The organism is Agrobacterium sp. T29 (assembly GCF_006970545.1).
GTDB classification, from domain to species: domain Bacteria; phylum Pseudomonadota; class Alphaproteobacteria; order Rhizobiales; family Rhizobiaceae; genus Agrobacterium; species Agrobacterium leguminum.
The window spans coordinates 2,613,204-2,633,324 of the sequence record NZ_CP040640.1 but is presented as its reverse complement, the minus strand read 5'-3'; the positions used below and the strand labels follow the sequence as shown (position 1 = coordinate 2,633,324).

Below are 20,121 nucleotides of genomic sequence, written 5' to 3'. Positions count from 1 at the left end.
CATCGTTAAAAAGCAGCCAAGAAGAATGTCGATAGCGCAGATTTTGAACAGCATTGCCGCAAACGGTCCGGTCTTCGAGGCCGGTCACGTCTGGCTCGCGGGCGCAGGGCCGGGCGATGTGCGTTATCTGACGCTGGAAGTGGCGCTCGCGCTGTCTCAGGCCGATATCATCGTGCGCGATGCGCTGGTGAGCGACGAAGTCATAGCGCTTGGTCCGCAGGCAGAGATTGTGTTTGCGGGCAAAAGGGGTGGCAAGCCCTCTGCGACACAGGACGATATTACCGCTTCACTGATCGATTTCGCCAGCCAAGGCAAAAAGGTGCTGCGGCTGAAGGGCGGCGATCCCTTTATTTTCGGGCGCGGCGGCGAAGAGGCGGAGGCGCTTGTCCATGCCGGCATTCCGTTTCGCATATTGCCGGGCATGACCTCGTCGTTCACCGCGCTCGCTTCCGCCCGCATCCCCGCCACCATGCGTGGCATCAGCCGCGCCGTGACGCTGGCCACGGGCCACGCGGCGGGCACGGAAGAGGATCTGGACTGGCTGGCGCTGGCGAAGACACGGGAACCCATCGTCGTTTACATGGGGCTGAAGAATATCGGCACGATTGCCAGCCTCTTGATGCAGGGTGGGCGTTCCGGCGAAACGCCGGTCGCCGTTATCATGTCGGCAACGACGGCGCAGGAGCGGATTTTCATCGGCTCGCTGGAAAGCATAGCTGACGATGCAAAGCGGGAAAATTTCGAAGCACCGGCTTTGATCGTCATCGGCGAGATTGTTTCGATGCGGGCGCGCCTTGGAGTTTCCGGCTCATGACGGCGCGGGCGATCATCATTGGCGCGCCACGTTCGGGTTCCGGCAAGACCAGTGTGACCATCGGCCTGCTCCGGGCCTTTGCCCGACGCGGTATCAAGGTGCGCGGCATCAAGACGGGGCCTGACTACATCGATCCCGGTTTCCATGCCTTCGCCACCGGCACAGCCGGTCTTAATCTGGATAGCTGGGCCATGCGGCCGGAATTGCTGCGGCACCTGTTTTTGCAGCAGACCGAGGATGCGGAACTCGTTCTGATCGAAAGCGCCATGGGCCTGTTCGACGGTATTCCGGTTGCGGAAAATCGCACGGGTTCGGCGGCGGATCTGGCGCGGCTGTTCGGCATTCCGGTGCTGCTGGTGCTGGATGTGTCCGGCCAGTCGCAGACGGCTGCTGCCGTCGCCCATGGTTTTGCTCACTACGATCCGGCCGTTACCATGGCGGCGGTGGTGCTAAATCGGGCGGGCAGCGAAAGACACCGGACGCTGTGCACGGAAGCCATCGAAAAAATCGGCCTTCCCGTTGCCGGCTGCGTGCTGCGTGATCCGTCGCTCATCCTGCCCGAACGGCATCTGGGGCTGGTGCAGGCCAGCGAACATCCGGAAATCGATGCGCATATCGAACGGCTGGCGGATGCGATGGAAAAATCCATCGATCTCGATGCCCTGCTTTCACTCGCCGCGCCGGTGAATGTGCCTTCCGGCTCGGTGGATGCGGCGATTGCACCGCCCGGCCAGCGCATCGCGCTGGCGGAGGATGCGGCGTTCACTTTCCTTTATCCGCATCTCAGGAAGCATTGGCAGGCGGCCGGAGCCGAGATCGTGCCGTTTTCCCCGCTCGCGGATGAGGCGCCCGACGGGAGCTGCGATATTTGCTGGCTGCCGGGAGGGTACCCCGAGCTTTTTGCCGGAAAGCTTGCGGATGCGGCTGGTTTCAAGGCCGGCCTTGCCCGCTTTGCCGCGACAAAGCCTGTTCATGGCGAGTGCGGCGGTTACATGGTGCTCGGAGAGGCGCTGGAAGATGCGGATGGGGTGACCCATGCCATGACCGGGCTTCTGTCCCATGCCACCAGCTTTGCGACCCGCAAGATGAATCTCGGCTATCGGCAGGCGACGATTGTGGCAAGCGGACCGCTCGGCGCGGCGGGGGATGTTCTGCGCGGCCATGAATTCCATTATGCGCGGGTTACCGATCCCGGCCGCGATGAGCCCTTCGCCCAGATTGCCGACGGGCAGGGTCGTCCGCTCGGGCCATCGGGTGGCAGAAGAGGTTTTGTCTCGGGCACCTTTTTCCACGCCATCGCCAGAGGCGGTTGATCGTTTCCGGGTGTTGCCCGTGGACCTGCGGCAAAGTGGACCAAGCTGCGAAAGTTTGTAGGCCTGGATCACGGGAAAGTGCTATAGATCTTTTTATAGGGCATGGAAGAGCGGAATTATCTCCCGTGATCCATGTTCGGTGAAGCGCGGTGGGACCGAAAGCCGCTTCATATGTCCCGGTCCGAACCTGCTCTCGCGCATTTATATCGAGCGTGCCTACCGATGATGAAACCCGGATTTTTTGTCTCCGCTGCTCTTGCCGCCTCCATTCTGCTGGCCCCCTTGGGCACCGGTGTCGATGGTATGGCTGCCCACGGGGGTGAAGACTATGCGACGCTGGAAAAGCTCGGTGCGGCGCTGTTCGACGATCCCAGTCTTTCGATGAACCGCACCATGGCCTGTTCCACCTGCCACATGCAGGCCGCCGGTTTTTCCGATGCGCGGGAGAGCGACAAGGTGGGGCGGGACGTATCGCTTGGCGATGACGGCATTTCACTGGGCGACCGCAACGCGCCGACTGCAGCTTATGCCCGCTTCACGCCGCCTTTCGGCAGGAATGCGGCGGGAGAATATGTCGGCGGGCAGTTCTGGGATGGCCGCGCCTCCCTGCTCGAAGATCAGGCGGGTGGTCCGCCGCTCAATCCCCTCGAAATGGGCATGCCGGACAAGGCCTCGGTCGTCAAACGGCTCAGGGAAAACCCGGATTATGTCGCGGCTTTCGGCACGCAGTTCGGCAAGGATGTTTTTGAAAGCGACGACACCGCCTATGCCGCGATGACGAAGGCGCTGGCGAGCTTTGAGCGGTCGGATGAGTTCTCCACCTTCGATTCCAAATATGACCGCTTCCTGCGCGGCGAGGAGAAGCTGACCGATCAGGAAGAGCTGGGTCGGGTTCTGATCTCCTCGACGCAATTCACCAATTGCAATACCTGCCATGAAATCCGTGGCGCCAGGGGCCTGGAAGACGGCCTCTTCACCAACCATAAATATTTCAACATCGGCGTTCCCGCCAATACATCGGTTCGGGCCGTGAACGGCTCCAAGCCGGGCGCGATCGATCTGGGACTGGCGCAAAATCCTGAAGTTGCCGGCGATGCCGCCCAGCGCGGCAAGTTCAAGGTGCCGACGTTGCGCAATGTCGCCGTCACCGGCCCTTACATGCACAATGGCGTGTTCAAGGATTTGCGCACGGTGGTGCTGTTTTACGTGAAATATAAAAGCAAGAAGCCGAGCCGCCAGATCAATCCGGAAACGGGCAAGACGTGGGATGCGCCGGAAGTGCCTGAAAATATCGCCATGGCGGAACTGACATCCGCGCCGGCGTTGGACGACAAGCGTGTGGACGCCATCGTCGCCTTTCTGAAGACGCTGACTGATAAAAGATATGAGCATCTTCTGCCGAAGGAGGATGGGCAGACGAACGCGCCGCCTGCCCAGCCGGTTTCGTCGAGCGTTACGCCGAAAGCGCCTTGAATTCGGCGAGAACCGCATTACCCATTTCGGAGGTGCCGACCTGGCGGCTGCCCTCGGCCATGATGTCGGCGGTGCGGATGCCCTTGTCGAGCACGTTTGCGATCGCCGTTTCGAGCTTCGTCGCCTCGTCCACCATGTTGAATGAATAACGCAGGCACATGGCGAAGGACGCGATCATTGCGATGGGGTTGGCGATGCCCTTGCCGGCAATATCCGGGGCCGAACCGTGGACCGGCTCATACATGGCCTTGCGCTTGCCGGTCTTGGCGTCAGGCGCGCCGAGCGAAGCGGACGGCAGCATACCGAGCGAGCCGGTGAGCATGGCGGCGACGTCGGAGAGCATGTCGCCGAAGAGGTTGTCGGTGACGATCACGTCGAACTGCTTGGGCTTGCGCACCAGTTGCATGCCGCCGGCATCGGCCAGCATATGTTCCAGTTGAACATCCTTGAACTTGGCGGCGTGGGTTTCGGTGACCACCTGGTTCCACAAAACGCCTGATTTCATGACGTTGCGCTTTTCCATCGAGCAGACGCGGTTGTCGCGGGTGCGGGCCAGTTCGAAAGCGACGCTGGCGATGCGCTCGATTTCGAAAGTGTCGTAGATCTGCGTGTCGATGCCGCGCTTCTGGCCGTTGCCGAGATCGATGATCTGTTTCGGCTCACCGAAATAAACGCCGCCCGTCAGCTCGCGGACGATGAGGATATCGAGGCCTTCGACCAGTTCCGGCTTCAGCGAAGAGGCGGCGGCAAGTGCCGGGTAGCAGATGGCCGGGCGCAAATTGGCGAAAAGCTCGAGATCCTTGCGCAGGCGAAGCAGGCCCGCTTCCGGGCGGTGCTCGTAGGGCACGCCATCCCATTTCGGGCCGCCGACGGCGCCGAACAGGATCGCATCGGCGGCAAGCGCCTTTTCCATATCCGCATCGGAAATCGCCACGCCATGCGCGTCATAGGCAGAGCCGCCGACCAGACCTTCCGAGACGGTGAAACCGGCATTGTGCGCGCTGTTCATATAATCGATCAGCTTGCGAACTTCGGCCATGGCTTCGGGGCCGATACCGTCACCGGGCAGCAGGAAAAGCGAACGAACTGTCATGAGAACCCTCCTTGGGCGGCGCGCCGGAAAACATCCTGAAGGGTTTTCGATTGCGGCGAACGCGGCGTCAAACTCGTTTCCGTCCTGCACATGAGAAGTCGTATCGCGGCCGGACGGGATCGGAGGTTTCTTATCTCCGCCTCAAGGGCTTTTCAAGCAAAGCAAAAGCCGATCCGGTACGGTTTGGTACGGGATCGGCTTTTTTGAAGAGCAGAAATATGGTTAGGCCCAGGGGCGGACCGAGGCATTTGCCTTTTCGAACGTGTCGATAGCGCCCGAATGTTCGAGCGTCAGGCCGATATCGTCCAGACCGTTCAGCATGCAGTGACGCTTGAATTCATCGATCTCGAAGGTGATCGTGCCGCCATCGGGGCCGCTGATTTCCTGACTTTCCAGATCGATGGAGAGAACGGCGTTCGATCCGCGCGACGCATCGTCCAGCAGCTTTTCGAGGTTTTCGGGGCTGACGACGATCGGCAGGATGCCGTTCTTGAAACAGTTATTGTAGAAGATGTCGGCGAAGCTGGTGGAGATCACGCAACGGATGCCGAAATCGAGAAGCGCCCATGGCGCATGTTCGCGCGAAGAGCCGCAACCGAAATTGTCACCGGCGACAAGAATCTGGGCGTTCTGGTAGGCGGGCTTGTTCAGTACGAAATCCGGATTGGGCGAACCATCCTCGAGATAACGCGACTCGGCGAAGAGGCCCTTGCCGAGGCCGGTGCGCTTGATGGTCTTCAGATAGTCTTTCGGAATGATCATATCGGTGTCGATATTGACCACCGGCATGGGCGCGGCAACGCCCGTCAGCTTGGTGAATTTTTCCATCTGTCGCTTCCCGTGTTTCCCTTCGACAAAATCCGGGGCTGGTTAAAGCTCACCGGACGTGTTCTGCCGGGAAATACTGCAAAACTCATCACTTTAGAAGCGCAAACCCGCGTTCTTCGGTACGCCGCGCGCGGCGCTCTGGCATTTTTACCGATTCGTGACGATCTCAGAGATCGATAATCGTGCCCTTGCCGTCGTTCCAGACGCGCATATCGCGCTGGTTACGGGGCTTGACCGGAATGGGGGCCGGCTTCAGACGCGCGGAAAGCAGGCGGGCAGCACTGAGAACCGCGAGCACGCCGATGAAAGCGACCGTAAGCGACGCGGTGAACAGGGCGACTATCGCCAGAATTGCAATGCCGGATGCGGCGATGAAAAACGAACGTATGCCTTGCATGATCCAAACCTTTCTATCCAGACGAATGTGGGCCTTCTTCTTCCGGCTTGCAAGAGGATTCAGTGGATTGTCAGCTTGCAGATGTCACAAAAGCTTGACACAAGTGCGGCATGGTCAACTTTTCCGAAAATATTCTTGTGAGACCACGTCGTTCGTTGCTCTCCGTGCCGGCCATCAATGTCCGGGCACTGGAAAAAATCCGCGATCTCGATTGTGACGGAGTGATCCTCGATCTGGAGGATTCGGTCGCAACCGGGATGAAGGACGAGGCGCGGGACAATCTGCAAAAGCTGTTTTCGGAAGCGCCTTTTGCCGGGGGCGAGATCATTATCCGCATCAACCCGCTTTCCACGCCGGATGGGAAGGCGGATTTGCAGCTTGTGCTTTCCTGCCGGCCGGATGCAATTCTTTTGCCGAAGGTGGAGCAGCCGGCCGATATTCATGAGGTGGCTGATCTTCTGGCCGAGGCGGATGTGCCGGAGCGCCTGAAAATCTGGGCGATGATCGAAACGCCGCTTGGTGTCCTGAATGCCGCCTCGATTGCTGACGCGGCCCATACGCCGGATGCGCGGCTTTCGGCTTTTGTCATCGGGCTCAACGATCTGCGCAAGGAAACGCGGGTTCCCGCCCTTCCCGGACGCACTTATCTCGTACCCTGGATGATGCAGGTGGTGCTTGCCGCCCGTGCCTATGGTCTGGATGTCATCGATAGCGTCTCGAACGATTTCCGCGATATCGCCGCTTTCGAAGCCGAATGTGAGCAGGGTCGCGCCATGGGGTTCGATGGCAAGATGCTGATCCACCCGGCACAGATCGAGCCGGCCAACCGGCGCTTCGCCCCGGACGATGCCGCGGTTGCGGAAGCCCGCGAGATCATTGCCGCTTTCGCAAAACCCGAATCTGTGGAATTGAACGTCATCAACATGAACGGGCGGATGATCGAACGGCTGCATGTGGGGCAGGCCGAAAGGCTGGTCGCCATGGCCGATATCATCGCACAAAGAGAGGCAAATAAGACGTGAAGGTCTATCGTTTCATAACCGGTCCCGACGACGCGAAATTCTGTCACCGGGTCACCGAGGCGCTGAACAAGGGATGGGAACTCGCGGGTTCGCCGAGCTATGCCTTTAACGCCGCAAGCGGCGTCATGCATTGCGGCCAGGCCGTGACCAAGGTGGTCGAGGGCAAGGAATACCATCCGGATATGAAGCTCGGCGAGCAGTGAGCGGCGGTAGCCGCCCCGATCAGCGATCGGCGGCGGCCTCGTCGGCGCTTTCTTCGATCCGCTCCATATCGTCGTCCGACAGGCCGAAATGGTGGCCGATTTCGTGGATGAGGACATGGGTGATGATATCGCCCAGCGTCTCCTCGTTCTCGGCCCAGTAGTCGAGAATGGGACGGCGATAAAGCGTGATGCGGTTCACCATCTCGCCCGTTTCCATGGTGAAACGTTCGGAGATGCCGCGGCCTTCGAACAGCCCGAGAAGATCGAAGGGTGTTTCGAGCGCCATGTCCTCGAACACGTCATCGGTCGGAAAATCGGCGATCTCGATGATGAGATCTTTCGTCAGTGCGCGAAATTCTTCCGGCAGGTGGCCATATGCCTCGATCGCAAGCGACTCGAAGGCGGAAAGTGTCGGCGCATGGCGGTCCCGCCAATCGTCGGTCTGGTCTATGCGGGCCATTTCTGCTCCTTGTTGGAAGGCCCATATAAACACTTGCTGGACAAATTTCGAGACCCGACTGCTTCACCCGCCGAAAAAGCATGAAATTCTTGGCGTTACAGTTACTTTTCAAGCCGTCGTCATCTTGACATAAACGGGCGTCTCGCGTAATCGGCACCCAAATTGATGGCGTAGTGCGCCTTCTGTTTATTCCGCCCTTCAAAAGGCGGCTTCACCGGCAGACATTCAAAGGGGCATTCAGTCCTGACGGATTTCCGCTACTCCGACTGATAAAAAGACGGCCAGCTTGCATTTGCGGGCAGAGCCGGAACGAACATGAAAGGATAAAAAATGTTCGCAGTCATCAAGACCGGCGGTAAGCAGTACCGCGTAGCGGCCGACGCCGTGCTGACCATCGAAAAGCTGGAAGCAGAGGCAGGCGCAACTGTAGAATTCACCGAAGTTCTCGTTGTTGGCGAAGGCGCCGATGCCAAGTTCGGTGCACCCTTTGTCAAGGGCGCCATCGTCAAGGCTGAAGTTGTCGAGCACAATCGCGGCAAGAAGGTCATCGCCTTCAAGAAGCGTCGTCGTCAGAACTCCAAGCGTTCGCGCGGCCATCGTCAGCATCACACTGTCGTCCGCATCACGGACATCGTTGCTGCCTGATCGGCGCGACACGGGAAACAAGGTTTAAAGGAGAACTCCAATGGCACACAAAAAAGCTGGCGGTTCCTCGCGTAACGGTCGCGATTCCGAATCCAAGCGCCTTGGCGTAAAGAAGTTCGGCGGCGAAGCTGTCATTCCAGGCAACATTATTCTGCGTCAGCGCGGCACGCAGTGGCATCCGGGCGCCAATGTTGGCATCGGCAAGGACCACACGATTTTCGCACTGACCGCAGGTAACGTGAACTTCCGTACGAAGGCCAACGGCCGCGTATTCGTATCCGTGGCCCCGAAAGCGGAAGCCGCAGAATAAGCCGGTAAGCGTCATATGCAGCCGGTGTCCCATCGACCCGGCTGAGACGTATCAGGTTCAGTCAAGAAAACAGGGGAGATGGGGCACCACCCAACTCCCCTTTTTCTTTAACCCCAAGGAGGGACTGAACCATGCAAGCTGAATTGTTGAGGGTTGACCAATCACGGTCACCCGAGGAACGGCCGAGGCCCGATCGGTCGAGGAGCGATTGCCCCGTTTTACTGTCGCAGAGGCTGGTTTTGCGCAAGCCTCACGAAGAAGACATCGACGCCCTTGCCCATCTTGCCAACAATGCCAATATTGCGACCATGGTGTCGCGTATGCCGCACCCTTACACGGCCAAAGACGCCGCGGATTTTGTGCGACGCTCCAAAGCTGGCGAGATTGGCAAGTGCGTCTATGCGATTACCCGCATGGACAATGGCGAGTTTCTGGGCTGCTGCGCGCTCGAACCCCAGGAAGACGAAAAGACGCTGGAAATCGGTTACTGGCTGGGGGAACCCTACTGGAACCGGGGTTACATGACGGAAGCCGCGCATGCGCTGATCGACATGGCCTTCCGCACGCGTGAAATCGACCAGATCGATGCCCGTTGCCGGGTCACCAACATCGCGTCGCGCCGCGTCATTCAGAAATGCGGTTTCCAGTTTCAGGGCTCCGGCATGGTCGGTTCGCTGGCGCTTGGCGGCATGGTGCCGGTCGAATGGTACAGGCTGGACCGCAAGACCTGGGTTTCGCTGAAGAGCTGGGGGGATATGGGATGAGCACGATAGAGCTTACCCGTCGCCGCGCCGCCACTGCCGTGGCGCCGCCCGGCCCCTGCCCTGTCATCGAGACAAAGCGCCTGGTGCTGCGGCCGCAGCAGCTTTCCGATGCCGGCAGCATTGCGGAATCGCTTGGCGATTTCGCTGTGACCAGAATGCTGGCCCGCGTTCCCGCGCCCTACCACAAGCAGGATGCGCTGGAATGGCTGGTCTTGCGCACCTCCGGCACCCTGCCCGACTGGGATTTCGCCATTACCAGCGGCGACGATACCCTGATCGGCGTCGTCTCGGTGGAATTGCGGCACGGCGAGTGGCATCTCGGCTACTGGCTGAACCGCTTCTACTGGGGCAAGGGTTACATGACCGAGGCGGTGGCCGCCGTGGTAGAGCGGTTCTTCCGCCGAATGCCGGGGGTGACCCTTCACTCCGGCGTATTTGCGGATAATCCCGCCTCGCTGCGCGTGCAGGAAAAACTCGGCTTCCGGGTGACCGGTTGCCACCAGGTCTACGCCACGGCGCGCGCCGCCATGGTGGCGCATATCTGTACGATGATTAAGGCTGAGGATTTCATTCATCCGCATCGTACTTGAGGAGCATTGCAAGGCCGGTTTGATCCAAACCGGCCTTGTCTCGCGCATGGGCTTCCCGCACGATAGTCTTTGACCTCGTGAAGAAGCGCTTGTATTCGAAACGACGATATTTTTGTTCGACGCAACGGCAAGATTGTTGCGTCCGCAAACCGACAGAACGGCAGTCCGATGAAATTTCTCGATGAAGCAAAAGTCTATATCAAGTCCGGCGACGGCGGCGCGGGCGCCGTTTCCTTCCGGCGCGAAAAATTCATCGAATTCGGCGGTCCTGACGGTGGCGATGGCGGACGCGGCGGCGATGTCTGGGTTGAGGTGGTCAACGGCCTCAACACGCTGATCGATTTCCGCTTCCAGCAGCATTTCAAGGCCTCCATCGGACAGCACGGCATGGGCAAGACCCGCACCGGCGCCAAGGGTTCGGATGTGGTGCTGAAGGTACCCGTCGGTACGCAGATCTTCGAGGAAGACAATGAGACGCTGATCGTCGATCTGACGAAGGAAGGTCAGCGCTTTCGTCTTGCCGCCGGCGGCAATGGCGGTTTCGGCAATGCCTATTTCAAGTCGTCCACCAATCAGGCGCCCACCCATGCCAATCCGGGCCTCGCGGGCGAGGAAAAGACAGTCTGGCTTCGCCTGAAACTGATCGCCGATGCCGGTCTCGTCGGTCTGCCCAATGCGGGTAAATCCACGTTCCTTGCGACGGTCACCCGTGCGCGACCGAAGATCGCCAACTATCCCTTCACCACCCTTCATCCGAACCTGGGCGTCGCGACCATCGATGGCCGTGAATTCGTGCTGGCCGATATTCCCGGCCTGATCGAAGGCGCGCATGAGGGTGTGGGCATCGGTGACCGTTTCCTCGGCCATGTGGAGCGTACCCGCGTGCTTCTGCATCTCGTTTCCGCGCAGGAGGAGAAGGTCGGCAAGGCCTATAAGACGGTCAAGGCCGAGTTGGACGCCTATGGCGGCGGGCTGACCGACAAGCCGGAAATCGTGGCGCTGTCGCAGATCGACGTGCTGGATGAAAAAGAGCTGAAAAAGAAGGCCAAGGAACTGGAGAAGGCCTGCGGCCGTCCCCCGCTACTTCTCTCCGCTGCCGCCCATATCGGCATGACGGAAGCGCTGCGCGCCCTTCGCGATGTCATCGTCTCGGCGAGCAATGGCGGCGAAACCGCCCTGCCCGACCGGTCGATGCCGCATGAGGACAGCGAGGCCGAGGAAGAGGACGACCGTCTATGAGCCTGACGCGCAAGCCGCTGGCGAGCCATCACCGGATCGTCATCAAGATCGGGTCGGCGCTTCTGGTGGACCGGAAGACCGGTCTCAAGAAAGACTGGCTCGACGCCATCTGCGAGGATATCGCCGCGCTGAAGAAAAATGGCGCGGATGTACAGGTTGTGTCTTCGGGCGCCATCGCGCTTGGCCGCACCGTGCTTGGCCTGCCTTCCGGTGCATTGAAGCTGGAAGAAAGCCAGGCGGCGGCGGCTGTCGGCCAGATCGCGCTGGCGCGGGCATGGTCGGAAAGCCTGTCGAGACATGAGATCGTCGCCGGCCAGATTCTTCTGACGCTCTCCGATACCGAAGAGCGTCGCCGTTATCTCAATGCGCGCGCCACCATCAACCAGTTGCTGAAGATCGGCGCCATCCCGATCATCAATGAAAACGACACGGTTGCGACCACCGAGATCCGTTATGGCGATAATGATCGTCTGGCGGCGCGTGTGGCGACCATGACGGGCGCCGATCTTCTGGTGCTGCTTTCGGATATTGACGGGCTTTACACGGCTCCGCCGCATCTCGATCCCGCCGCGAAATTCCTTGAGACGATCGCCGATATTACGCCCGAGATCGAGGCCATGGCAGGCGGTGCGGCATCCGAGCTTTCACGCGGCGGCATGCGCACCAAGATCGATGCGGGCAAGATCGCGACCGCTGCCGGCTGCGGCATGATCATCGCCTCCGGCAAGACGCTTAATCCTTTGAAGGCTATTGAAAACGGCGCGCGCTCCTCATGGTTCGCGCCTTCGGGAACACCGGTGACGGCGCGCAAGACCTGGATTGCCGGGCAATTGCAGCCGGCCGGCGAAATCCATGTGGATGCCGGTGCGGAAAAGGCTCTCTATGCCGGAAAAAGCCTGCTTCCGGCGGGCGTGCGACTGGTGAAGGGCAATTTCGGCCGTGGTGATGCAATCGCCATTATCGGTGCGGAAGGCCGTGAAGTCGCTCGTGGTCTTGCGGGCTACGATGCTGAAGAGGCGCGTCTTATCATCGGTCACAAGTCCAACGAGATCGAGGCGATCCTCGGTTATGTCGGGCGGGCGGCCATGATTCATCGTGACGATCTGGTAATGACGGGCGCTGCCGTCAAAGTTAAAAATGCAAAGAAGGATGAGGTCCATGCCTGAACAGGCCGTGAAGCAGAGCCATGATATTGACGCGCTGATGATCACCATCGGCGCTCAGGCGAAAGCTGCTTCGCGACCGTTGTCCATCGCCGGCACAGACCAGAAGAACCGCGCGCTGCTTGCCATGGCCTCCGCCATCGAGGCATCCAGGGATGCGATCCTTGCCGCCAACAGGAAAGATCTGGCTGCGGCGGAAAGCGCAGGCCTTGCCGCTTCCTTCGTGGACAGGCTGACCCTCAACGATGCAAGGATCGCCGGTATTGCCGAAGGCATCCGTTCGGTTGCGGCGCTGCCCGATCCGGTCGGCGAAGTCATCGCCGCCTGGGATCGTCCGAATGGGCTGAAGATCGAGCGCGTGCGCACGCCGCTCGGCGTCATAGGCGTGATCTACGAAAGCCGACCGAATGTGACGGCGGATGCCGGCGCTTTGTGCCTCAAGGCGGGCAATGCCGTCATCCTGCGCGGCGGCTCGGATTCGCAACATTCATCGCGTGCTATCCATGCCTGCCTTGTGGAAGGCCTGAAGATCGCCGGCCTTCCCGAGCATGCCATTCAGCTGGTGCCGGTGACCGACCGCGCCGCCGTCGGCGCACTTCTGGGTGGATTGAACGGTACGGTTGACGTTATCGTGCCGCGCGGCGGCAAAAGCCTCGTGGCCCGGGTGCAGTCGGAAGCCCGCGTGCCGGTCTTCGCGCATCTGGAAGGCATTTGTCATGTCTACATCGACAAATCCGCCGATCTCGACATGGCGAAACGCATCGTCGTCAATGCCAAGATGCGCCGCACCGGTATTTGTGGGGCGGCCGAAACGCTGCTGGTGGATACCGCTGCCGTTTCCACGCATCTTACGCCGCTCGTCAAAGCCTTGATCGAAGCCGGCTGCGAAGTACGCGGTTCGCAGGCCGTTCGCGATGTGGTGGCGGGTCTCACGCCGGCGACGGAAGAGGACTGGCGCACCGAATATCTCGATGCGATCATTTCGGTCGCCGTGGTGGAGGGTATTTCGGGCGCGATCGAGCATATCGGCACCTATTCGTCCAACCACACCGAGGCGGTGATCGCCGAAGATCCCGATGTGGTCGCGCGTTTCTTCAACGAGCTCGATTCGGCCATTCTGCTGCACAATGCTTCGACGCAGTTTGCGGACGGCGGCGAGTTTGGCATGGGTGCTGAAATCGGCATTGCCACGGGCAAGATGCATGCGCGCGGCCCGGTGGGCGTCGAGCAGCTCACCTCGTTTAAATACCGTGTGCATGGCACCGGCCAGACACGGACCTGATATTTGCCGGCTGACAAGCGCCTCGACAGACGTTATCTCACCATGCCGCATGTGGAGCGCGGCATGGTCGTCGGCCTGTTCGGTGGTTCTTTCAATCCGCCGCATGCCGGCCATGCGCTTGTGGCCGAGATTGCGCTGCGCAGGCTCGGTCTCGACCAGCTCTGGTGGATCGTCACCCCCGGCAACCCGCTGAAAAGCCGTTCGGAGCTGGCGTCTCTGGAAGATCGTATCGCCGCCTGCGAAAAGCTGGTTCACGATCCGCGCATCAAGGTGACGGCCTTCGAAAAATCGCTGGGAATGAGCTATACGGCCAATACGCTTGCCAAGGTAAAGGCGAAAAACCCGCATGTCCGTTTCATCTGGATCATGGGAGCGGACAATCTGAAAAGCTTCCATCGCTGGCAGAAATGGCGGCGGATCGCCGAGACATTCCCGATTGCCGTGATCGATCGGCCAGGTTCCACGCTCTCTTATCTCTCCTCCACCATGGCGCAGGCCTTCAGCCATGCACGGGTGGATGAGGACGATGCCGGCGTTTTGTGGAAAAAAGCGGCCCCTGCCTGGGTTTTCATTCACGGTCCGCGCTCCACGCTCAGCTCCACGGCGCTGCGCAACGGTCGTAAATGACGCCTTCGATCACAAATGATGTATGTGCCGGGTGTCGAAGGGTCCATATCTTGAAAAGTTAATGCTTTGATGCCACCTTCATTGTGTGACGCAGAGAATCGCGTCGCCAGTACCTGTTTTGTCATTCTTGGAAAGGAAAACCTCTGACAACAGTACACGCCAAGGGAAGAGCATTTGTTGCTATCCCGAAGGGCCAGGACAGTGGCGCCGATGCCGCCGGCCATGCCCTCGAAACCGTCCTCGCGAGCCTCGAGGACTCCAAGGCTGAAGATATCGTCTCTCTCAACATTGCCGGAAAATCGGCGCTTGCGGACTACATGGTCGTGGTCTCCGGGCGGTCGAACAGGCATGTTTCGGCGATTTGCGAGCATCTTCTCAAGGACATGAAGGATGAAGGGTTCGGAAACGCCCGCGTCGAAGGTCTCGAGACCGGAGACTGGGTGCTGATCGATACCGGCGACATCATCGTTCACGTGTTCCGCCCGGAAATCCGCGCCTTCTACAACATTGAAAAAATGTGGGCGACGCCGGACATGCCGGAAGAGACGCTGCATTGATGCGGTGAGCCTTTGAGCGAGTGCATCGCTTTTGCCGAAGATCATGTGTGACTTCGGAAACGGTGCCTCTGGCCGGAAATCAGACCGGCCGCATAGGAATCCGCAGGCTATGCTGTTAAGAGCGTGACCCTGTTGGGTCACGACGAATGCAGGTTTGCGATGCGGATTTCAATTTTTGCGGTGGGACGGCTGAAATCCGGCCCCGAAAAGGATCTTGCGGCCCGTTATATCGAGCGCCTGGCAAAGACCGGCCCGGCGATCGGGCTGGAGTTTTCACGGGTGATCGAGGTTGCCGAAAGCCGCGCTTCCAATGCGGAGACCCGCAAGCGCGAAGAAGCCGCGATGCTGGAAAAACATTTGGCCGATGGTGCTGCCCTCGTGCTGCTGGACGAGCGCGGAAAGGCGCTGGACAGTCCTGCCTTTGCTTCATTCTTTGGCGATTTGCGCGATAGCGGCAAGCGAGACCTCGTGATCGCCATAGGCGGAGCCGATGGGCTCGATCCCGCGCTTTACGACAAGGCGACGGCCGTTCTCAATCTCGGCAAGTTGACATGGCCGCATCAGATCGTTCGTATCCTGATCGCCGAGCAGCTTTACCGCGCCGTCACGATCCTCTCCGGTCATCCCTATCATCGCGTTTGATCGGGTTTCAATTCGGATAATTGTCTCAATTTCAACATGAAGCTCCGCGACACCGCTGACAGCGCACGGCTTTGGCGGCGGCCTTTCCAGGGCCTCTTGGAAGATCGCGGCAAAATCCCTAATATCGGCGCTTCTGCTTCGGCATCAAAGAAAGTTCACATGGACAACAGGCCTCAACGAAAACGGCACGCTGCCCTTGCGGGCGCGGTTATTGCTGCTTTCGTCATGAGCATCGGTCCGACCTATTCGCGGGACGATGCGGGCGCCGTTCCGGCCGCAGGCGATGATTCGTCGCCGGATGCGCTGCAAACGCTGGAGAAGCGCCGCGACCAGAACCGGCAGGATCTGGAGGAGCTGGTCGACAGCATCGGTCTTTCGGAAGACAAGACAAGGAAGCTTGAGGAAAGCATCGCCTCCCTCAATCAGGACAGCGCCCGCATCCGGGAAGAGCTGATCGCATCGGCTGCCCGGCGCAAGGCGCTGGAAACCAAGATCAGCGACGGTGAGGATCGCCTGGCCAAGCTTTCGGTGCGCGAGGATGGCGTCAAGGCGTCGCTGCGGGAAAGACGCGGTGTGCTGGCGGAGGTTCTGGCGGCGTTGCAGCGCATGGGCCGAAACCCGCCCCCCGCCCTTCTCGTCTCGCCCGAGGATGCGCTTGCGTCCGTGCGAAGCGCCATTCTTCTCGGCGCCGTCGTGCCCGGCATTCGCGGTGAAACCGACAAGCTGGTCGCCGCTCTCAAAGAATTGACCGATCTGAGGCAGGCAATCGCTCGCGAAAAGGACGATCTTACGGGTATGATGACGGCAAGTCTGGAAGAGGAAAAACGCCTCGACCTGCTGATTGCCGAAAACGATCGCAAGAATACCCAGACGGCGGCGGAGCTGGAGGCGGAACGCAAGCGATCTGAAGAGCTTGCGAGCAAGGCGACGAGCCTCGAGGGGCTGGTCAGTTCGCTTGAAGGCGAGATTACCTCGGTGCGGGAGGCTATGGAAAAGGCGCGGGCGGAAGAGCAGCGCCTGGCCCGTCTTTCGGAGGCGGAACGCGAAAAGGAGCGGGCCGCGGCCGAGGCTGGAATGCCCGATAAAAACCGTATTGCGCCCGCATATCCCTTCGCAAGTTTGAAGGGAAAGCTGGAGGTTCCGGTTGCGGGCGAGGTGCTGCGGCGCTTCGGCGATGCGGACGGAACGGGCCACTTTTCCAAGGGAATTGTCGTCGCGAGCGGACCGGAAGCCATCGTGACGGCGCCTGCAGACGGCTTCGTGGTGTTTGCCGGAGATTTTCGCAGTTATGGCCGGATGATCATCCTCAATACGGGCGATGGATATCATGTGGTGATGACGGGCATGGACAATGTGAGGACGCGGCAGGGAATGTTCGTGTTCTCCGGAGAGCCCATCGCCTCCATGGGTGCAAAAAGAGTAGCGAGTGCAGCAGCATTGGCGCTGGAAACCGACAGGCCAACGCTCTACATTGAGTTCAGGAAAGATGGTGTACCGGTTGATTCTCAACCGTGGTGGACCGCAAAAAATACCGGAAGGGCGCACAATGATTCGTAAGGTTTCGCTTCTCCTTATCGGTGGGCTTATGGGCGCCACGGCGATGAGCGTGATTTATTCGGCGAGCATGCCGGCACAGGCGGCCGGGCCTTCGACCTATAAGGAACTGTCGATCTTTGGCGATGTGTTCGAGCGCGTGCGCGCACAATATGTGACGCCGCCGGATGACGAGAAGCTGGTGGAAAACGCCATCAACGGCATGCTGAGCTCGCTCGATCCGCATTCGAGCTTCATGAATGCCAAGGATGCCAACGACATGCGCACCCAGACCAAGGGTGAATTCGGCGGTCTCGGCATCGAAGTGACCATGGAGAATGAGCTCGTCAAGGTCATTACGCCGATCGACGATACACCGGCTTCCCGCGCAGGCATTCTCGCCGGCGACTTCATTTCGGAAATCGACGGTACGCCGGTTCGTGGCCTGAAGCTGGAACAGGCGGTCGAAAAGATGCGCGGCGCGGTCAAGACGCCGATCAAGCTGACGATCATCCGTCAGGGCGCCGACAAGCCGCTCGAATTCACCGTCATGCGCGATGTCATTGCCGTGCGGGCCGTCAAGTCCCGTGTCGAAGGTGACAATGTCGGTTATCTGCGCGTCATCTCCTTTACCGAGAAGACCTATGACGATCTCGAAAAGGCGATCAAGAAGATCAAGGCGGATGTGCCAGCCGACAAGCTGAAGGGTTATGTGCTCGACCTTCGCCTCAATCCGGGCGGTCTGCTCGATCAGGCGATCAATGTCTCCGACGCCTTCCTCGAGCGTGGCGAGGTCGTTTCGACCCGTGGCCGTAACCCCGACGAGACCCGCCGCTTCAACGCGACGGCAGGCGATCTGACCGATGGCAAGCCGGTAATCGTGCTCGTCAACGGCGGTTCGGCTTCGGCTTCGGAAATCGTTGCCGGCGCCCTGCAGGATTTGCGCCGAGCCACCGTGGTCGGCACGCGCTCCTTCGGCAAGGGTTCGGTCCAGACGATCATTCCGCTCGGCGAGGCGGGCGCGCTGCGCCTGACCACGGCGCTCTATTACACGCCGTCGGGTAAATCGATCCAGGGTACGGGCATTGAGCCTGACATCAAGGTGGAGCAGCCATTGCCGCCCGAGTTGCAGGGCAAGGTGACCACCGAAGGTGAATCCGGTCTTTCCGGCCACATCAAGGGCCAGAGCGAAACCGACGAAGGTTCGGGTTCCTCCGCTTATGTTCCGCCGGAAGCCAAGGACGATATCCAGCTCAACTATGCTCTGGACCTGTTGCGCGGCACCAAGACGGATCCGTCTTTCCCGCCGAATCCGGAAAAGGCTGTGGTCAACAAGCAGTAAGATAGTGCGCCGGTCAGCCGGCGCATTCCATCTATTGCCCAACCGTTTGGACGGATCGTTCATTGCCTTCGGACCTGCGAAAACCGCTTCTGGGTCGTCAGAAAAAAAGCGCCGGTATCAACCGGCGCTTTTCCGTCATTATGGCTCTGTCGGTGCTTGCGGTTTTCTCAATCGGCGGCCTGTCCGTCTATACGGCGCTTTCGCCCGGCAATTTGCAGAAGACGGCGAGCGGGCCGGATGCACAGCCTCAGCTTGCCGAAAAGACACCTGAAACCCCAGCGGCCGAGGCAACGGCGCCCGCTGACGCTGCCGCTCTGCAGCCGCAAAGCGGTCGCTCTGGCGCCAACATCAATCGCGAGACGATGCCGGATGGCAATGTCGTATCGGTTTACTCTCCCCGCCCGCGCGAGGGAGACGGGCCTGTGTTGATGAGCGGCCAGACCTATGGTCAGGATCCGCGCATGGCGACGCGACCCAATGAGGAACTGCTGGAAGAAACCGCATTCGGCAGATTGCCGGTTGTCGGTGCGGATGGTTTGCGGCCCATGGAGCAATATGCGCGGCCCTGGTCTGGCGCGCGCGGCACGCGGGTGGCGATCGTGGTCGGCGGGCTGGGTCTCAGCCAGACGGGGTCGCAAAAAGCGATCCGGGAGCTGCCGCCGGAGGTGACGCTCGGTTTTGCCGCCAGCGGCAACAGCCTGCAGCGCTGGATGCAGGAAGCGCGCCGACAGGGACATGAAATCCTTCTGCAGATACCGCTTGAGCCTTTCGGTTACCCCGGCACCAATCCCGGCCCGGACACCCTGCTGGCGGGTGATCCTGCCAAGGTCAACATCGACCGGCTGCATCGTTCCATGGCGAAGATCACCAATTACACCGGTATCATGAATTATCTCGGTGGGCGTTTCCTTGCCGAGCAGGCGGCGCTGGAGCCGGTAATGCGCGACATCGGCAAGCGTGGCCTGCTGTTTCTGGATGACGGCTCTTCAGCGCAGTCGCTGAGCGGCGGTATTGCCAAGGCGATTTCCGCGCCACAGGGTTTTGCCGATATTCTGCTCGATGGCGAAGTCACCGAAGCTGCCATTCTGCGCAAGCTGGACGAACTGGAGCGAATTGCACGGCGTAACGGCCAGGCGATCGGCGTTGCTTCGGCTTTCGATGAAAGCGTTGCCGCGATCTCCAAGTGGTCGCGCGAGGCTGGCGGGCGCGGCATCGAGATTGTCGGTGTTTCTGCGCTTGTTTCCGGGCAGTCAGGGCAGTAAACCTTGCGTGCGGCCATTTCTGGCGCTCAGACAGTGCGGGTTTCCCATGACAATCAAAGCAGAAGATTTGCCTTACCGTCCCTGTGCGGGAATTATGGTGCTGAACGCCGAGGGCCTTGTCTGGGCCGGCCGGCGCATCAAGGAAGGCAATTCCGAATATGATGGCTCACCGCATCTGTGGCAGATGCCGCAGGGTGGCATCGATGACGGTGAGCGGCCTCTGACGGCCGCCATTCGCGAACTCTACGAAGAAACAGGCATGAAAACGGTGAGCCTGCTTGCGGAGGCGAGCGACTGGATTCACTATGACCTGCCACCTGAACTGATCGGTATCGGCCTCAGGGGCAAATATCGCGGGCAGGCACAGCGCTGGTTTGCGTTCCGTTTCGAAGGCGACGAAAGCGAGATCCAGATCGATCCGCCGCCGACCGGGCACACCGCCGAATTCGACGCGTGGGACTGGAAGCCGATGGAAAGCCTGCCGGAGCTCATCGTGCCGTTCAAGCGCGCGGTATACGAGCAGGTCGTGGCGGAGTTCCAGCACCTTTCCGGCAAATAAAAA

The 20,121-nt window shown here is 60.0% G+C and carries 23 protein-coding genes; 19 read left to right on the top strand and 4 right to left on the bottom strand.

The annotated features are described in order from the left end of the window. The first annotated feature begins 25 nt into the window (after positions 1-25). The 3 genes from cobA to FGF54_RS13155 all read left to right on the top strand — a co-directional run bounded on the left by cobA (position 26) and on the right by FGF54_RS13155 (position 3,600). Positions 26-814, top strand: coding sequence for a uroporphyrinogen-III C-methyltransferase (gene cobA, locus FGF54_RS13165; protein WP_142779896.1), 789 nt, complete (start codon positions 26-28; stop codon positions 812-814). Continuing rightward, entirely contained in the window at positions 811-2,127 is a 1,317-nt protein-coding gene (locus FGF54_RS13160) for a cobyrinate a,c-diamide synthase (protein ID WP_142779895.1), read from the top strand. Before cobA ends, FGF54_RS13160 begins: the two co-directional genes overlap by 4 nt. Before the next feature lie 222 nt (positions 2,128-2,349). Further along, the gene (locus FGF54_RS13155; protein ID WP_142779894.1) at positions 2,350-3,600 is read left to right on the top strand and encodes a cytochrome-c peroxidase; all 1,251 of its coding nucleotides are present in this window, start codon (positions 2,350-2,352) and stop codon (positions 3,598-3,600) included. On the opposite strand, the gene leuB is transcribed toward FGF54_RS13155, so the two are convergent. From leuB to FGF54_RS13140, 3 genes are all read right to left on the bottom strand, one after another. Then, positions 3,581-4,693: a 3-isopropylmalate dehydrogenase gene (gene leuB, locus FGF54_RS13150; protein ID WP_142779893.1), complete on the bottom strand. Its 1,113-nt coding sequence runs from the start codon at positions 4,691-4,693 to the stop codon at positions 3,581-3,583. The two genes, FGF54_RS13155 and leuB, sit on opposite strands and share 20 nt — an antisense overlap. A gap of 222 nt (positions 4,694-4,915) precedes the next feature. Further along, positions 4,916-5,521 carry a 3-isopropylmalate dehydratase small subunit gene (gene leuD, locus FGF54_RS13145; protein ID WP_003520255.1) on the bottom strand — a complete coding sequence of 202 codons (606 nt, stop codon included), beginning with the start codon at positions 5,519-5,521 and terminating at the stop codon, positions 4,916-4,918. 166 nt (positions 5,522-5,687) lie between these two features. Further along, positions 5,688-5,918: a hypothetical protein gene (locus FGF54_RS13140; RefSeq protein WP_020809819.1), complete on the bottom strand. Its 231-nt coding sequence runs from the start codon at positions 5,916-5,918 to the stop codon at positions 5,688-5,690. A gap of 110 nt (positions 5,919-6,028) precedes the next feature. Between FGF54_RS13140 and FGF54_RS13135 the strand changes: the two genes are divergently transcribed. Further along, positions 6,029-6,940, top strand: coding sequence for a CoA ester lyase (locus tag FGF54_RS13135; RefSeq protein WP_168208093.1), 912 nt, complete (start codon positions 6,029-6,031; stop codon positions 6,938-6,940). Further along, positions 6,937-7,143, top strand: a complete 207-nt coding sequence (locus tag FGF54_RS13130) for a DUF1737 domain-containing protein (RefSeq protein ID WP_003505258.1) — start codon at positions 6,937-6,939, stop codon at positions 7,141-7,143. The genes FGF54_RS13135 and FGF54_RS13130 overlap by 4 nt, the downstream gene beginning before the upstream one ends. A gap of 19 nt (positions 7,144-7,162) precedes the next feature. On the opposite strand, the gene FGF54_RS13125 is transcribed toward FGF54_RS13130, so the two are convergent. Then, on the bottom strand, positions 7,163-7,603 hold the full coding sequence (locus FGF54_RS13125) for a metallopeptidase family protein (RefSeq protein WP_003520258.1): 441 nt from the start codon (positions 7,601-7,603) through the stop codon (positions 7,163-7,165). Positions 7,604-7,933: 330 nt separating this feature from the next. Here FGF54_RS13125 and rplU point away from each other — a divergent pair, with 330 nt between their 5' ends. The 14 genes from rplU (at position 7,934) to FGF54_RS13055 (ending at position 20,118) form a co-directional block, all read left to right on the top strand. After that, a complete protein-coding gene (gene rplU / locus FGF54_RS13120; protein ID WP_003492690.1) occupies positions 7,934-8,248 on the top strand; it encodes a 50S ribosomal protein L21 in 315 nt (104 codons plus the stop codon). 40 nt (positions 8,249-8,288) lie between these two features. Beyond that, complete coding sequence (gene rpmA / locus FGF54_RS13115) at positions 8,289-8,558, top strand: 50S ribosomal protein L27 (RefSeq protein WP_003492686.1); 270 nt, start codon at positions 8,289-8,291, stop codon at positions 8,556-8,558. Positions 8,559-8,689: 131 nt separating this feature from the next. After that, the gene (locus FGF54_RS13110) at positions 8,690-9,322 is read left to right on the top strand and encodes a GNAT family N-acetyltransferase (RefSeq protein ID WP_003505256.1); all 633 of its coding nucleotides are present in this window, start codon (positions 8,690-8,692) and stop codon (positions 9,320-9,322) included. Beyond that, positions 9,319-9,912, top strand: coding sequence for a GNAT family N-acetyltransferase (locus tag FGF54_RS13105; protein ID WP_142779891.1), 594 nt, complete (start codon positions 9,319-9,321; stop codon positions 9,910-9,912). The genes FGF54_RS13110 and FGF54_RS13105 overlap by 4 nt, the downstream gene beginning before the upstream one ends. 168 nt (positions 9,913-10,080) lie before the next feature. Then, complete coding sequence (gene obgE / locus FGF54_RS13100; RefSeq protein ID WP_035265258.1) at positions 10,081-11,151, top strand: GTPase ObgE; 1,071 nt, start codon at positions 10,081-10,083, stop codon at positions 11,149-11,151. After that, positions 11,148-12,317, top strand: coding sequence for a glutamate 5-kinase (proB, locus tag FGF54_RS13095; RefSeq protein WP_142779890.1), 1,170 nt, complete (start codon positions 11,148-11,150; stop codon positions 12,315-12,317). Before obgE ends, proB begins: the two co-directional genes overlap by 4 nt. Next, positions 12,310-13,596: a glutamate-5-semialdehyde dehydrogenase gene (locus FGF54_RS13090; protein ID WP_168208092.1), complete on the top strand. Its 1,287-nt coding sequence runs from the start codon at positions 12,310-12,312 to the stop codon at positions 13,594-13,596. Before proB ends, FGF54_RS13090 begins: the two co-directional genes overlap by 8 nt. Before the next feature lie 42 nt (positions 13,597-13,638). Next, on the top strand, positions 13,639-14,223 hold the full coding sequence (locus tag FGF54_RS13085; protein WP_052025747.1) for a nicotinate-nucleotide adenylyltransferase: 585 nt from the start codon (positions 13,639-13,641) through the stop codon (positions 14,221-14,223). A gap of 113 nt (positions 14,224-14,336) precedes the next feature. Continuing rightward, positions 14,337-14,780 (top strand): ribosome silencing factor, encoded by a 444-nt coding sequence (rsfS, locus tag FGF54_RS13080; protein WP_035236703.1) that lies wholly within the window; start codon positions 14,337-14,339, stop codon positions 14,778-14,780. A gap of 159 nt (positions 14,781-14,939) precedes the next feature. Then, positions 14,940-15,422, top strand: coding sequence for a 23S rRNA (pseudouridine(1915)-N(3))-methyltransferase RlmH (gene rlmH / locus FGF54_RS13075; protein ID WP_035265250.1), 483 nt, complete (start codon positions 14,940-14,942; stop codon positions 15,420-15,422). Positions 15,423-15,581: 159 nt separating this feature from the next. Beyond that, positions 15,582-16,979, top strand: a complete 1,398-nt coding sequence (locus FGF54_RS13070; protein ID WP_142779889.1) for a murein hydrolase activator EnvC — start codon at positions 15,582-15,584, stop codon at positions 16,977-16,979. Beyond that, positions 16,969-18,297 carry a S41 family peptidase gene (locus FGF54_RS13065; protein ID WP_035265249.1) on the top strand — a complete coding sequence of 443 codons (1,329 nt, stop codon included), beginning with the start codon at positions 16,969-16,971 and terminating at the stop codon, positions 18,295-18,297. Before FGF54_RS13070 ends, FGF54_RS13065 begins: the two co-directional genes overlap by 11 nt. A gap of 62 nt (positions 18,298-18,359) precedes the next feature. Further along, entirely contained in the window at positions 18,360-19,559 is a 1,200-nt protein-coding gene (locus FGF54_RS13060; RefSeq protein WP_142779888.1) for a divergent polysaccharide deacetylase family protein, read from the top strand. A 46-nt stretch (positions 19,560-19,605) separates the two neighbouring features. Next, positions 19,606-20,118 (top strand): RNA pyrophosphohydrolase, encoded by a 513-nt coding sequence (locus FGF54_RS13055; RefSeq protein ID WP_020811992.1) that lies wholly within the window; start codon positions 19,606-19,608, stop codon positions 20,116-20,118. Positions 20,119-20,121: the final 3 nt, after the last annotated feature.

Bases quoted from the DNA above. Each gene is read 5' to 3' on its own strand.
- FGF54_RS13070 (WP_142779889.1), top strand. From the start codon at position 15,582: ATGGACAACAGGCCTCAACGAAAACGGCACGCTGCCCTTGCGGGCGCG.
- FGF54_RS13160 (WP_142779895.1), top strand. From the start codon at position 811: ATGACGGCGCGGGCGATCATCATTGGCGCGCCACGTTCGGGTTCCGGC.
- rlmH (WP_035265250.1), top strand. From the start codon at position 14,940: ATGCGGATTTCAATTTTTGCGGTGGGACGGCTGAAATCCGGCCCCGAA.
- FGF54_RS13090 (WP_168208092.1), top strand. From the start codon at position 12,310: ATGCCTGAACAGGCCGTGAAGCAGAGCCATGATATTGACGCGCTGATG.
- FGF54_RS13055 (WP_020811992.1), top strand. From the start codon at position 19,606: ATGACAATCAAAGCAGAAGATTTGCCTTACCGTCCCTGTGCGGGAATT.
- FGF54_RS13125 (WP_003520258.1), bottom strand. From the start codon at position 7,603: ATGGCCCGCATAGACCAGACCGACGATTGGCGGGACCGCCATGCGCCG.
- obgE (WP_035265258.1), top strand. From the start codon at position 10,081: ATGAAATTTCTCGATGAAGCAAAAGTCTATATCAAGTCCGGCGACGGC.
- FGF54_RS13135 (WP_168208093.1), top strand. From the start codon at position 6,029: ATGGTCAACTTTTCCGAAAATATTCTTGTGAGACCACGTCGTTCGTTG.
- FGF54_RS13065 (WP_035265249.1), top strand. From the start codon at position 16,969: ATGATTCGTAAGGTTTCGCTTCTCCTTATCGGTGGGCTTATGGGCGCC.
- leuD (WP_003520255.1), bottom strand. From the start codon at position 5,521: ATGGAAAAATTCACCAAGCTGACGGGCGTTGCCGCGCCCATGCCGGTG.
- leuB (WP_142779893.1), bottom strand. From the start codon at position 4,693: ATGACAGTTCGTTCGCTTTTCCTGCTGCCCGGTGACGGTATCGGCCCC.
- rpmA (WP_003492686.1), top strand. From the start codon at position 8,289: ATGGCACACAAAAAAGCTGGCGGTTCCTCGCGTAACGGTCGCGATTCC.
- FGF54_RS13155 (WP_142779894.1), top strand. From the start codon at position 2,350: ATGATGAAACCCGGATTTTTTGTCTCCGCTGCTCTTGCCGCCTCCATT.
- FGF54_RS13085 (WP_052025747.1), top strand. From the start codon at position 13,639: ATGCCGCATGTGGAGCGCGGCATGGTCGTCGGCCTGTTCGGTGGTTCT.
- cobA (WP_142779896.1), top strand. From the start codon at position 26: ATGTCGATAGCGCAGATTTTGAACAGCATTGCCGCAAACGGTCCGGTC.
- FGF54_RS13105 (WP_142779891.1), top strand. From the start codon at position 9,319: ATGAGCACGATAGAGCTTACCCGTCGCCGCGCCGCCACTGCCGTGGCG.
- proB (WP_142779890.1), top strand. From the start codon at position 11,148: ATGAGCCTGACGCGCAAGCCGCTGGCGAGCCATCACCGGATCGTCATC.
- FGF54_RS13140 (WP_020809819.1), bottom strand. From the start codon at position 5,918: ATGCAAGGCATACGTTCGTTTTTCATCGCCGCATCCGGCATTGCAATT.
- rplU (WP_003492690.1), top strand. From the start codon at position 7,934: ATGTTCGCAGTCATCAAGACCGGCGGTAAGCAGTACCGCGTAGCGGCC.
- FGF54_RS13110 (WP_003505256.1), top strand. From the start codon at position 8,690: ATGCAAGCTGAATTGTTGAGGGTTGACCAATCACGGTCACCCGAGGAA.